The 12,681-nt window shown below is 62.3% G+C and carries 13 protein-coding genes; 1 reads left to right on the forward strand and 12 read right to left on the reverse strand.

Going from position 1 to position 12,681, the window contains the following annotated elements; translation table 11 throughout:
* Positions 1-2: 2 nt before the first annotated feature.
* The 10 genes from C3Y92_RS07325 to C3Y92_RS07370 form a co-directional block, all read right to left on the reverse strand.
* Positions 3-2,108, reverse strand: a complete 2,106-nt coding sequence (locus tag C3Y92_RS07325; protein WP_129351199.1) for a phage tail tape measure protein — start codon at positions 2,106-2,108, stop codon at positions 3-5.
* 149 nt (positions 2,109-2,257) lie between these two features.
* Positions 2,258-2,590, reverse strand: coding sequence for a hypothetical protein (locus C3Y92_RS07330; RefSeq protein WP_129351201.1), 333 nt, complete (start codon positions 2,588-2,590; stop codon positions 2,258-2,260).
* A 3-nt stretch (positions 2,591-2,593) separates the two neighbouring features.
* Entirely contained in the window at positions 2,594-2,968 is a 375-nt protein-coding gene (locus tag C3Y92_RS07335) for a phage tail protein (protein ID WP_129351203.1), read from the reverse strand.
* A gap of 12 nt (positions 2,969-2,980) precedes the next feature.
* Positions 2,981-4,402 carry a phage tail sheath subtilisin-like domain-containing protein gene (locus C3Y92_RS07340; protein WP_129351205.1) on the reverse strand — a complete coding sequence of 474 codons (1,422 nt, stop codon included), beginning with the start codon at positions 4,400-4,402 and terminating at the stop codon, positions 2,981-2,983.
* A complete protein-coding gene (locus tag C3Y92_RS07345) occupies positions 4,402-4,638 on the reverse strand; it encodes a DUF2635 domain-containing protein (RefSeq protein WP_235669643.1) in 237 nt (78 codons plus the stop codon). The genes C3Y92_RS07340 and C3Y92_RS07345 overlap by 1 nt, the downstream gene beginning before the upstream one ends.
* Positions 4,635-5,219, reverse strand: coding sequence for a DUF1834 family protein (locus C3Y92_RS07350; RefSeq protein WP_129351207.1), 585 nt, complete (start codon positions 5,217-5,219; stop codon positions 4,635-4,637). Before C3Y92_RS07350 ends, C3Y92_RS07345 begins: the two co-directional genes overlap by 4 nt.
* Positions 5,216-5,644, reverse strand: a complete 429-nt coding sequence (locus tag C3Y92_RS07355; protein WP_129351209.1) for a gp436 family protein — start codon at positions 5,642-5,644, stop codon at positions 5,216-5,218. The genes C3Y92_RS07350 and C3Y92_RS07355 overlap by 4 nt, the downstream gene beginning before the upstream one ends.
* A complete protein-coding gene (locus C3Y92_RS07360) occupies positions 5,645-5,989 on the reverse strand; it encodes an HI1506-related protein (RefSeq protein WP_129351211.1) in 345 nt (114 codons plus the stop codon).
* Positions 5,990-5,998: 9 nt separating this feature from the next.
* Positions 5,999-6,904, reverse strand: coding sequence for a Mu-like prophage major head subunit gpT family protein (locus C3Y92_RS07365; RefSeq protein ID WP_129351213.1), 906 nt, complete (start codon positions 6,902-6,904; stop codon positions 5,999-6,001).
* Positions 6,905-8,059 (reverse strand): phage protease, encoded by a 1,155-nt coding sequence (locus C3Y92_RS07370; protein ID WP_129351215.1) that lies wholly within the window; start codon positions 8,057-8,059, stop codon positions 6,905-6,907. It lies immediately after the preceding gene.
* Positions 8,060-8,337: 278 nt separating this feature from the next.
* Between C3Y92_RS07370 and C3Y92_RS07375 the strand changes: the two genes are divergently transcribed.
* On the forward strand, positions 8,338-10,743 hold the full coding sequence (locus C3Y92_RS07375; RefSeq protein WP_129351217.1) for an nSTAND3 domain-containing NTPase: 2,406 nt from the start codon (positions 8,338-8,340) through the stop codon (positions 10,741-10,743).
* A 76-nt stretch (positions 10,744-10,819) separates the two neighbouring features.
* Here C3Y92_RS07375 and C3Y92_RS07380 read toward each other — a convergent pair whose 3' ends face one another.
* On the reverse strand, positions 10,820-11,302 hold the full coding sequence (locus C3Y92_RS07380; RefSeq protein WP_129351219.1) for a phage virion morphogenesis protein: 483 nt from the start codon (positions 11,300-11,302) through the stop codon (positions 10,820-10,822).
* Positions 11,303-11,437: 135 nt separating this feature from the next.
* Positions 11,438-12,679 (reverse strand): phage head morphogenesis protein, encoded by a 1,242-nt coding sequence (locus C3Y92_RS07385; protein WP_129351221.1) that lies wholly within the window; start codon positions 12,677-12,679, stop codon positions 11,438-11,440.
* Between the last annotated feature and the right edge of the window lie 2 nt (positions 12,680-12,681).

The following is a 12,681-nucleotide window of genomic DNA, read 5'->3' on the forward strand; positions in this document are numbered from 1 at the left end:
GGCTACTCCCGCTTGGCTTCGGCCGTGTTGTAGGTGTTGACGGCCCGGGCCACCTCGCGGCCGTCCAAGTGGAGCACGGACTCCACGTGCAAGGTGCTCTTGTCTTCGACCACGACCTTTTGGGCGTCGGTCACGGCCTGGCCGGACGGTCCCCACAGCTGTTCGCCGGCAAAGCGGCCGGCCCGGCTGCCGCTCCACCAGCCCATGGCCCCGCCGGCCAGCCCGCCCACGATGCCGCCGATGCCCGTGCCAAGGCCCGGCACCACGGACCCCAGGCCCGCGCCGGCCATGGCCCCGAGCTTCATGCCGGCGATGGCCGCCGCCAGGCCGCCGGCATTGGCGGTGTGTTGGGTGTTTTTCTGGGCGCGGGTCAGGGCGTCGTTGCTTTCGGTGGCGTAGATGTCCCAGGCGGCCAGCCCGGCCGTGGCCAGGATGCCGCCCTTGCCGCCCAACATGCCGGCCAACCCGCCGCCTCCGGCAGCGGCAGCGGCGGCAGCCCCGCCGGCTCCGCCGGTGAAAAGGCGCATGGCCCCGAAGGCGGCGGCCGCCGCGCCCATGACGCCGATGGAGGTGGCCGCCTCGGCAGCCACCGTGGCCAGGGTCGGGAAGCGCTGGGCCAGCTCGGCGGCGGTATCGGCGGCCGCCTTGAGGGGACCGGACACGTCGCCCAGCATCCCCTGGCGGGCGATCTCGGCTTCGTTGCCGGCACGCTCCACGGATGCGGCCGTGGTGGATTGGTAAACCTGATAGGCGGTTTCGCCAGCGCCTTGGGCGTGTTGCATCTTGCCCTGGACGTCGGCGATGTAGTCTTTCTGGTTGGTGGCGGCGATGAGTGCCAAAAGCGCCTGCCGGTCCTGCTCCACCTTGCCCACGGCCGAGGCTTCGGCCAGGTCGGCCATGTCGGACAGGATTTGCTGGCGCTCGCTGCCCTGGGCCTTGCCCAGGCGCGCCTTGAGGCCGGCATAGCGCTTGTCCTTGCCCACCACCTGTTCGTCCACCAGCTGGGCAAAGGCTTCCAGCGGCAGCTTGCCCTTGTCCCGTGCCCTGGCCAGGGTGCCGGTCAGGTCTATGCCGAGCTTGGCGAAATCCTTTTGCGTGTCCTGGCTGTTGAGCTTTTGCAGCAGGTTGACCAGGTTGTTGCCGGCCTCATCCTTGCTGCCGGCGGTGATGGCCGAAGCCTGGGAATAGGCCAGAATCTGTTCGAAACCGCTCATGGACTTCATGCCGCTGCCCAGGGCCATCATCTTGGGCAGCCACTTGGCCATGTCTTTCAGTTCAAACCCGGCGGCCATGGCCTTGTCCAGGGCTTCGCCGGCTTGCCCTTCGCTGAAAAACTTTTGCTGGATGCCCCGGATGACGATCTCGGCGATCTCGCCCGAGCCGGCCCCGGAGGCCGAGGCGAATTTCTGTATGGTGGGCAAAAGACGCTGGGCGCTGTCCGCCTTGACGGCTCCCGAGGCCAGCATGGCGTCCAGGGCTTCGGCGGCCTGGTCGCGGCTGCCGCCGCCCTGGCGCACGGCCGTGTTGATGGCCCCTTCCAGCTCCTTTTTGCCGGCGATGCGGCCGGCTGCGTCCCGGTCGGCGTAAGCGGTGTTGGCCATAAGCGCCAGGCGCTTTTCAAAGGCGATGGGCTGGCGCAGGGAGGCGGCCGCAACGCCGGCCCCGGCGACCAGGCCCGCCCCAGCCTGGCCCACGCCCTTGACCAGGCCCAGGGCGGCCTGGCCGGCCGTGCCCATGCCGCGCAGGGCGTCGCGCAGGCGGTTGCCGGACCGGGCCGCCTGGTCCAGGCCGCGCAAGGCCTCATGGGCTTGCGTGCCCACGGACTTGACCGCCCCGGCAGCCTGGCCCACGGCGGCGACGTCCCGGGACGCCTTCTGGGCGGTGCGCCCCAGGCCGCCCATGAGCTTGTCCGTGGCGGCGGCCGCGATGCTGACCGACCGCACCCCCTGCCCGGAGTGGTCCAGACGGCCCAGCTCCCGGGCGGCGGCCCCGACTCCCTGGCCCACGCCCCGGGCGGCCCGGGTGAGCGTGTCCAGGGCCTTGGCCGCCTGGCCGCCCATCTGGTCGCGCAGCCGCAGGACCACGGCGATTTCAGCGCTCTTGCTCATCTATTTTGCCTTGTTGATCCGCCGACGCGGGATGATGCGCCGGCCGTTTCCGGTCCCGGCGCGGCCGGTCAGGATGGCCAGATAGCTTTCCGCCTGGGGCATGGTCATGGATTGGATCTCGCTAAGGGTGAACGTCTTGCCCGCCAGCGCTATTTCGAGGAGCCGGAAGTCTCGGAGCCGGCGCTCGCGGGCATGAGCTTTCCCCGCAAGGCCTCTTCGGCCTCGGTCAGGGGCGAATAGTCGCTGTAGTGCAGGCCGCCCAACAGCTCCGGGGTGATGGCCTCGGCCGGAAGCCGGCCCAGGCGAGTGAGCGAGCGCGACCAGACATAGCGCGACAACCGGGCCGAACAAGCCCCTTCCGGGGCGTTTTCCACGGCCCATTCCATGTCTTCGATGGTGGGCACCCGCATTTCGAAGTCCTGGTGCAGGTCGCCGGCCGCGTCGCGGTAGCCGATGAGCAATTTTCCGGTGATGGTGGTCATGGGCTATTCCTCCACTTTGTTGAGCGCCAGCAGCTTGGCGTCGATGCGCGCTTCGTTGTCCACGGTGTATTTGCCGCCCACGCTGACCACGGCGCAGTCGTGGTAGCTCTCCCGCTTGCCGCCTTCGGTGACCGGGTAAATGGTCAGCTTGGCCCCTTCCACCGAAGCCCAATCCAAGGCGTCATCCTTGGGGATGGCGGCGGTGATGGACAGCTCCCAGGTTTTGACGCCTTGGTGGTAGCCCATGGCCCGGCCGGTGCGGTTCATGGTTTTGACCACCTTGCGGCCGGTCTCGTGCTGTTCGTTGAAGTCCACGACCTCGTATTCCTGGCCGTCGATTTCCAGGATAACGGCCCCGAGGTATTCTTTTAACGCCATGATGATCCTCCGTTAGAGCAGCAGGTCGATGCGGCCGGCGAACACGTGCAGGCCGTTGACCACGTCGGCCGGGATTTTGGCGTCCAGCCGGTTGGGGTCTTGCAGGTCGCGCTCGACGAGCAGGCCCGGCAGGTTGGCCTTGACCTCTTCCACGATCTCCAGCTCTTCCAGCTTGTAGAGCACGTCGATGAGTTCGCTGCGCACCTTGGCCGACGTGCGGTTGGTCAGCTTTTCGCGCGGGAAGCGCAGGCTGATGCGCTCGCGGCAGGCCTTGCGGATGTAATCCAGCGTCCGAATGGTGGTGAGGTCCAAAAGCGCGATGTCTTCCACGCCCTGGGGGTCGCGGGTGTAGGTGGTGATGGCGCGCACGATTTGCACCTTTTCGCCCGGCCCGACCTCCAGCGGCGTGCAGCCGTTATACAAGGCCGACTCCTGCTCCATGCGCCCCAGGCGCTTGGCCACGGGCGGCACGGCCACCGGCGACAGGGCCAGGGTATTGAGCGGCCGGGCCGGGTCTTCCTCGCTGGCGATGACGGAGGCATAGGCGGCGGCCAGCTCCCAGGCCGGCGAGGTGGTGCCGGGCAACAGCGCGCAGGTGATGCGGCCGGAATTGATCAGTTCGGCCAGGGTGGTGCCCTGGGCCAGGGTGCCGGTGTGGGCATAGACGCCGATGGCGCCGCGCTGTTCCAGGGCGTGGCTGACGGCGTCGAGGTGGGAACGCAAGGCGGTCAGCTGGGCTTGCGCCGTGTACGGCACGGCGATGATGTGGTGGCCGTCGGCAAAGACGGCGGCCAGCGCCGGGGCGATGTCCGGGTCCACCATGCCGCCGGCCATGGGCGTGACCACGGCGGCCAGGCCGTCCACGGCCAGGGAGCAAGCCAGGCTGACGCCGTTTCCGGCCGCGCCCTTGTTGCGGGCGGTCAGCGTCACGTCGCCGCCCACGGCCGCCGCTTTCACGGGCAGGGTGCGGTGGGCGTTTACCTTCTCGGCCAGGCTGGCGGCCACGGCGGCGGCCGTGTCGGCCAGGGCCGCCGAGACTTGCACGAGCTGTGCGCCGATGGTCAGGCTGACCACGCCGACGCCGGCCGAGGTGCCGGTCAGGGCGACTTTGCCGGTGGCGGCGATGCCGGCCGCGTCGTCGGCCACGGTGATGACCGACAGGCGCAGGTAGGGGTTGGCGGTGATGGCCGCGCGCACCATGAGGTGGGCTAGGGAGCCGGTGCCAAAGAGCGCGCGCGCCTCTTCGTCGGAAAAGACTTCCACGGGCGTGAGCGCCGGCTGCGTGCCCTCGGCCGTGCCTTGGGCCACGATGAGCACCCGCTGCACGTTGGCCGGCAGGGTGCGCACGGCCAGCTTGGTATTGAACTCGAAATACTTGCCGGGCTTGCGGATGGAGGCCGGCAAGGTGTCGAAGCTGATGTTGGGGCTGGCCATCACGCCTCCTTGGGCTTTTGCGGCGCGGCTTCGGGCGCGGCAACGGCTTTGGCCTCGGCGGGGGCTTCGGCCTCGGCGATGGCCTTGGCGTCCACCAGCACCAGGTCGCCGTCCGCGATGCGGCGGCGGTAGTAGGCGGCGTCCGGCACGGCCACGGGCTTGGCGTCGGTGATGTGGCGGCGGGGCATCCCTTCCATGGGGACGCGCACGCCGGAGACGGCCTTGACGGTGATCACGGGGTGTCTCCTTTGGGTTTGCAGGTAACCAGGTCAACGGCGTCGGGAACGCCGTCGTCGGGCTGCAAGTGATAGTTGAGGCCCACCCGCTCCAGCAGGGGCGGTTCGGGCGTTTCCAGCTCGCCCAGGCGCAAGGGATAAATGGTGTGCCATTCCAGGGCGTAGGCGGACACGGCCTGGCCCTTGAGGCTGGAACTCACCAACGTGCGGGCGCGGCCAGGAACGAAGGGGTCTATCTCCAGGCCCAGGTCCTGGCCGGTCAGCAGCCGGCGCACGTCCGCGATCATGCGGTAGGTGCCGACCTGCTTGGCGTCGCCCTGGCGGGTGGCGGCCTCGGAGCGCAGATTTTTGGCCCCCACCATGACCACGAAGGTGGCCGGGATGTGCCACACGGTCTTGGCGGTATTGGCCGGCTTGCCCGGGCCGTCGTGGGCAAAGACCACCCACAGGGCCGGGAAGCGGCGCACGACTTCGGGCAACCCCTCGTCGAACTCGCCGCCGTAGGTGGCGATGCCGGGCTTGTACGGCAGGGCCGCCTCGGCGAGCCGGCGCTTTATGGCCTCCTCAATGACGGCGATCACGCCTCATCCTCCACGACCGGCCGCCGGTCGAACACCCGGCGGCCGGTGGAAAAGGCCACCCCGGCCGTGCTGCCCTGGCCGGGCAAGCTCTGCCCGGGCAAGTCGGCCTTGCCGTCGGCCACCCGCTCAAGCCATTTGATGGCCTGCCGGTAGCGCTCCAGGATCGGGTCCGTCTCGCTGGCCGGGCCGCCGGTCAGGCGGTAGCGGGCGATGTCGCACACGGCCGCCACGAGCACCGGCGGTACGGGCGAGGCGATGGGCACCGGGTAGCGCCTGGCCAGGTAGCTGTCCGCCTCGGAGGATGCCCGGAGCAAAGCCGCATCAACCAGGGGGACATCCACCGCGTCGGCGTGGTCCCGGTCGGTGATGGCCACCAGCTCATCCAGGCCGAAGGCGGCCGTCATGTCGTCCAGGGTGGCGTACATTTACCTGCCCTCGGCCCCGGAGGCCTGGGCCGGATCGTCGTCAAAGCCGAAGTCTTCGTCGCCGGCATCGCCTTCGGCGGCCTCGGCGGCCTCGGCCGGACCGGGGGCAGGCGCGCCGGTTCCCTCGGCGGCCGGGGCCGGCTTTTTCTTGCGCGGCTGGGGCGGCTCCTGGGGCGGGTCGATGATTTCCACTTCCAGGTCCGGGTCCGCCCTCAAGACGGCCAGCTGGTCCTCGGTGAGGGAGCCCGGCGGGATGTCGCCGGGTTCGGCCCCATGTTTGAGGCCGGCCCGGTAATGGCCGCCGCGCAGGCTGCGGGTGCGCACGATAACGGGAATGACGACCATGGCGGCCTCCTAGTTGAGCCAGGGCGTGACCAGCACGTCCACGATGCCCGCGTTGGGGTTGTCCGAGCCGTCGGTGCGCCGGGCCACCTGCACCACCTCGGCGGCGGCGGTGCGCAGATTGGTGGGCACCACCAGCAAGGTGGGCTTGATGCCCAGCGGCCGGCCGCCGTCGGCCTTGAAAGCGGTCATGGCGTCATAGGCGGCGTTGAAGTTGTCGTCGGTCAACGGCTTTTTCGAGCAGTAGGCCGTCTGCCAGAAGCCGAAGCCGGAGTTACAGCGGTAGCGGATGCCGAAGCGGTATTCGTCGGTCATGAAGACCGCCTCGTCATCGGCGCGGGTCATGCTGGTCAGCTCGGGCTTGGTGCGCTCCTGGAAGAGCACGGGCTTGAGCACGCGCGAGGTGTCGAGCAGAAACCAGGGAATGTCCGTGCCGTCGGCGATGTTGGCGATGGTCGCGGCCGCGCCGGTGCCGTCCACGTTGGGATAGACCGGGTGGTCGGTGTCGAAGAAGTACTGGCCGTCGAAGCACAGGGTGGACAGCCCCAGGCGCAGCAAGCCGTAAACCAGCTCGTCCGGGAAGCTCTTGGCCGCCCGGCCCATCTCGCCGAAAAGCGGCTTGTAGATGCCGACCTCGTCGTCCTCGATGTCGGTGCGTTTGACCCCCACCGTGGATTCAAAGAGCTTGTTGGTGATGCTGTAGCCATGGGCCGCCATGTCCTTGAGCACGCGAGGCCCCACCCATTCGACGAGCTGGGGGAACTGGCCCAGCCAGCCGTAGGTGTTGGACTTGGAGGTGGACGGCATAAGCGTGGCCACCTTGTCCCAATGCGAGGGCGTCTCGCCGTAGACGCGCTGGAACTCGGCCCGAAAGCCGGTGAACAGGGCGCTGACCAGCGCCGGGGTGATGATCGCCATTTACTTGGCCTCCTTGCCGGTGGCGTAGACGTCTTCGGGGATGCCGAGCAGCTTGGCCGCTTCCTTTTCCTCGGCCGTGAGCGCGGCCGTGCCGGCCCCGGCCGGCGGCGTGACGGTGGAAGTTTGCATGGCGGTCAGCGCGGCCACGGGCGCGGCCTTGGCCAGGTAGTCCCGGGCAGCGTCCGGGGCCTTGGCCGCCAGGTCGGCCAGCCAGCCTTCCAAGGACTTATGCACCCGGCCATCGGCCACGGCGGCCTTGATCTCGGCCGACAAGGCAGCCGCGCCGTTTTGGGTCGCGGCAGCGGCCAGCCTGGCCTTGAGGTCGGTGTTTTCCGCCGTCAGCGCGGACAGCGCTTCGACCGGCGCAAACCGGGCCGGGTCGGGCGTAGCCGCCTTGGCGGTCAGGTCGGCGATGGCCGCGTCCTTGCCGGCCAGGATGGCGAGCAGGTCCACGCTGGCGGCCGTCTCGGCCCCGGTCGTGACCTGGGTCTTCAAGGCGTCGAGGCGCGCCGTCACGTCCTCGGCGGTGGCGGCCACCGGCAGGTTGAGCAGAAAGCGCAGGCGCTTGAGCAGTTCGTCCATGCAGTCCTCCGGTTGGGGTTGATCGGTTTGGGAAGCGGCGACCTGCCGCACGGCAGCCACGGCGGCCATGCCGTCCAGGGCCGGGCTGTTGGTGAGCGCGGCGTTGACAAGGGACAGCACAGCCCCGGATTCGGGATCGAAGGTGAAAAGCGGCGAGATATAGCGGTATTCGTCGGCCCGAATGTGGGCGCGGGCGGCGTCGGTCCAGGCCACGCGCGCAAAAAGCCCCCGGCCGGGAACGTAGGCAAGGGCCTCGATCCAGCCGGCGGCCACGGCCTTGTGGCCGGCGTCCTTGGCGGTCAGGGTATGATGCTCGTAGTCGATGAAAAGCGGCGTTTCGCGGGTGTTGGTGCGAGCGATGAGCGCGGCGGCGATGTCGGCGTCGAACCGCCAAGCCTTGGTGGTACAGCCCTTGAGGCTGCCCGGCCGCCCGTCTCGGGCGTCGAAGTCGCCGTCCGGGAAGAGCTGGACGTTCATGCCGTCGGGCAAGGAAGCGGCGTCGGCCGTCGGAGCCAGCGCCACGGCCAGGGCGGCCGTGGCGTGTGTTATCGGGGAGTGGGTCGCGTTGCGCATGTCCGCCACGCTAGTGGCGGAGGGGGGATGCGCGATAGGTGAAGGGGTTCAGGGGAAACTTTGGATCGTTAAGTGACAAAATTTTATTTGTAAATTTGGAGGTATATCATCTTCCCTCCAAATTTGTCTGCTTGTAATCATACAGAATATTGCTTCAAAATATCGACACCCATGCAATGTGTGGTCGCATTACTTGTTGTTATTATAGGAGTTGACATTTTCAGTCGTTCGCGGCAACATGCCGGAAATTCTGATCAAGACATCTCTTGGAGCGTAGTATGGGTGGTCCAGACAACTTAAGAGGCATGGATTATCAAGTTTCCGTTTCATTGTTTCTAGTTCTTAAGATCATTACTGGAGAAGGCCTAAATGTTCATTCTATACAATTCGACAGTCTTGATGACGAGGAAGAGGATTTAAATGTTTATTTAGAATCAGGCCACGTTATTTATTGTCAAATAAAAAAGAAGAATGAGTCCTATCATTGGACGCCAAGCACTGTTAAGCCGATATTTGAGAAGTTTTCACAAAAGCACACTGATTATGCGACATATCACTTTGTAACAAATGCAGCGGGAAATTCTGATGTTGTTAACTTAAAAAATGAAATAAAATCTGGATCTATATCTCAAAAAACTATTGATAGCTTCTGCCCTGAATCTGTTGATGTAGGTGTTTTTTTGGACATTGTCCGGAGATGCCAAATTGACACAAGATTTTTTTCCTCTAATGACGACGGAAATCCAGCACTTGTTGTTCAAGATAAAATCAAAGATATTATTTGCAGGTACCCGTTTTTATCAAAGAAGCCGATTGATGACATGTTCACTTCCCTTTGGAAGCACATATATGATTTGTCAAAAGATAGTCGCCGGATTTCACTTGAAGATATAAAAAATGATTTTGATTCATTAGGATTATCTTTGCAGCCACCTTTGTGGCAACTTATACCCGAGACAATAGATTTAGTCCCTAGATATTTAGAACTACAGCAAGCTGAAGTGAGTTTGGAAAAGCATGGGATTATAGTCCTTTCTGGAATTAGTGGAGTTGGGAAAACCAGCATAGCAGCGCATCTTGCGACGAGCATTTTGGCAGCCAAAAGAAATGTATTCTGGTACAGTCTTAATAAGTTCAATTCACTAGATGAATTTTGTCAATTACTCTCATCTTTTGCAGAGAGCCTGGGGCATAGTCATTTGAGTTCCACGCTAAAGAAGGCAGACCGCTTTCAGATTTATAGAATTATTGCTGAGCTAATTTCCAGCATTGATGCTTGCTTTATACTTGATGGATTTGAACTGTGCGATGACAATCTAAAACCCATCCTTGTTGAAGCAATTAGCCATATAGACTTCAATAAGTCGACATGCAAATTGATAGTAACATCAAAAAGCAACTCAATACACACAGAGAAAACCAGATTGTTGCTGGACGATGAAAGCATAATACCAGTGGGGAGCTTAAGCGAGGATGAAGTAAATGGTCTTTTGAGGTCAAGTGATATCACCTTGACAGATGAAAATATTGCAATTTTAATGCAGGCAACGGGAGGATATCCACTCGCAGTTAAATTGTTTTGCCAATTATATCATGTTAATGGTGAGAAAAAAACTTTATCAACTTTAGCGCATGAGACTGGTGAATCAGCTCAAGACTTCTTGTTGAGTAACGTGATTAATACTCTTTCAGAAAATGAAAAGAAAATAGTTTATCAACTTTCACTGACAGAGTATGAATTTACACATGATGACATGCATTGGTTGGGAGACGGTGCCAATCCAGTGAAAGTTTTGTTGAAATCACTACACTCAAAGTGCCTTTTGCAGTACAACAAATTGTTCTATTCTGTTCACGATACAATAAAATTATTTTGTAGTAGAATGATGACCTGTAAAGAAAAAGAAAAAATACATGAAGTTTTTGCTCATGGATGGCGAGATAATATAATTTCGACACAAACAAGAGAAGGAAATTCAGCTATATATTATTCTATGGGGTTTAAATGGGCATTTCACATTGAAAATGCACCGTACTCTTCAGAATCTTCTGGCATTATTCAGAAATTGTTGAAATTATCAAATGCCGACCTTGCTGCTCTATGGGCCGTCGAGCGCTTTGGATATCCATTTGACTTTATTACAGCAGACTTAAGTTATGCAAAAGAAAGATTGAGGTCTTTGTCTGGAGACTCGTTGATTAAAAAAGTCAAGGCCAATAAATCGGACGGCGACCAAAGACGTTATAAGTTAATCGGCTTCTCTAGCGATTTTTTTGACAGCGTATTTCTTACTTATCTCTGCATTACACGAGGAATATCTAATCACCTGGGGTATATCGATATACATCGTTTTAATTATGCACTTAAAATGCAATGCAATATCATGTGTCCATGGGAGCATTGTATTGAGTTATACCCACTTCCTCAGTCTAGTCGCGAAGAACAAGAAGCGCATATTGAATTCATAAAGAAGCAATTCGCAGACGGAGCCTATGACGACAAATCGCCTGAAGACATTGCTTTTTTAAAAAGCATTATAGAAAATGGCGTTCAGGACGATTTACCTGAAGAGGAACAGATTAAGCGCATAAAATTAAGATGTCCTATCTTCGGACATTGTTGTCCAGGAGGAGAAGAACAAGCTGCTCTTTGTGTATCTATGAATTCTGAAAGTGCTCCTTAACAGCCAGAATTCCAAATATTTCTAAGTGTTGTTGTCCCGTTAACCCCCCGTTAAAATCCTTCCTACCCCCTTCCCCCTAACCTCGCCCCGCGAGCACCCTTAGCAGCGATTCTAACGCCACCTCCTCAATTTCCGCCTCGTCCGCCGGCCCGATCCCGAAAAACCGCCTCGCCGGGATGTCACCCCAAGGAATTGGCGTCCCCCTCCGAGTGGTGCCGTACTGCCCTTTCTTGGCTCCGAACTGGTGGGTGGCGGCCTTGACGTCGGCGGTGCTGGCGCGGGCGAAGTCCGGGCCGTGCTCGCTATGGATGGAGCCGGCCAGGATGCCGCTCACCTGCAAGATGGGCTGGGCGCTGCCGCGTCTGGCGACGGTCGCCGGGGAGAGCGCCGCCCAAGGCGCGCCCGTGGCCGGGTCGGCTTGGCCCGCGAAAGCCCGCTCCGGGATGTCGGCCAGCACGCCGGCCAGGGCGCGGGTGATGGGCGTCATGTTGCGGCCGGTGGCGACGATGTTGGCCAGAAGCGCTTGCGCCTGGTCGGTGTGGACTTCAATTTCGATCATGGCTATTTTCTCCCCGTGGATGCGACACGGTGACATTCTCCCTGCCGTAGCACGGGCTTTTGGCCCGGAGCGCCATGCGAGGTTTCCGCGAAAGCGGGTGGGAGGCCTCGCCATCCACGGCCCCAAGCGCCCCGTTTACTGCGGGGCGCTTCGCTTTTTGAGCCGCCGCACCTCGCGTTCCCGCTTGGCGTCGTCGCCGCTTAACCGGACAAGGCTTTGCACGAAAAGTTCGTCCCCTTCGGCCGTGGCCTTGACCACGACCAGCACGCCACCGGGTTGATCCAGCACATAATCCAGCTTGCGCGCGCTTTCCTGGACCCGTTCGCCAGTGTCCACCGCCTCCTGGGCCAATCGGTAGTCGTCGGGGCCAAGCTCCGGGTGTTTGAGCGCCTGCTTGCCGGCGGTCTGCGGCGAGAGCCGGGCCACTTGGCAGCGCGCGCCGATCAACCCGGCATCCTCGGCCGGCAGCACGGCCAAGGGAAAATTGCCCGCCGGCTTGGCCAGCCATTCCCCCAGCACCGGCCCGCGCGTCATCTCGCCCACGGCCGCCCGGGCCAGGTCCGGCGGCGCGGCGTCGAGCTTGCGGGTCAGCTCGTCCAGCGCCCCGCCCAGCCAGGACGCGCCAGGGTTGGCGGAAAAGCCGGCGTCGGTGAAGGCCACGTACTTGGATTCCGGCACCCGGTAGCCCGTGACCGACCGCGTGAACCGTTGGCCGTCGGCGGCGGGTACGGTCACTTCCTCTGTGACCATGTTGCCCACGCCGGACTCCGGGGTGACCTTTTCCGCCTCCATCCGGGACTCCGAAAGCGCCCGGACGCGACAGCGGCAGTTGAAGCCGTTGGGCGGATAGTGCGAACTCCAAAAGGGGTCGTCGAAGCGGAAGGTCCGGCCACCGAGCACCTTGTGGGACGGCCGGGTCTTGCCGTCCAGCACGGCCACGTATTGCCACCAGGGCCGGGCGTCGGCGTTCTCCAGCATGGCCTTGTAGCGGCCGGCCATGAAGGCGGTTTGCAGGTTCTGGCGATAGATGAGCCGCAACCTGGCCGGGCTGCCGAGCTGGACGCGCCGCTCCTCGCCGGTGCGGGGATCGGCCATCTTTTTCTTGCCCCACCAGCCCTTGGCCCGCAGCTTGGGTTCCAGGTCTTTGCGAAACCAGGCTTCGGTTTTGCCCTCGGCCAGGGCCGTCTTGAGCGCGGCGCGGATGTCGGCCAGCACGTCGAGGCTGGCCGCCTTGGCCACGGTAAAGGCCTGGGCATGGGCGGCCTGGTCCAGCTCGTGCCAGTTGAACGTGACCTTGTAGCCCTTGGACTCGAAGTAGGCCACGGCGTCGGCCGGCGGCAGCCCCAGGGCGAAGGCAAGGGAGACGGGCTTGGGCATGG

Origin of the sequence: Solidesulfovibrio carbinolicus, assembly GCF_004135975.1 — a bacterium.
In the GTDB taxonomy this organism is placed as follows: domain Bacteria; phylum Desulfobacterota; class Desulfovibrionia; order Desulfovibrionales; family Desulfovibrionaceae; genus Solidesulfovibrio; species Solidesulfovibrio carbinolicus.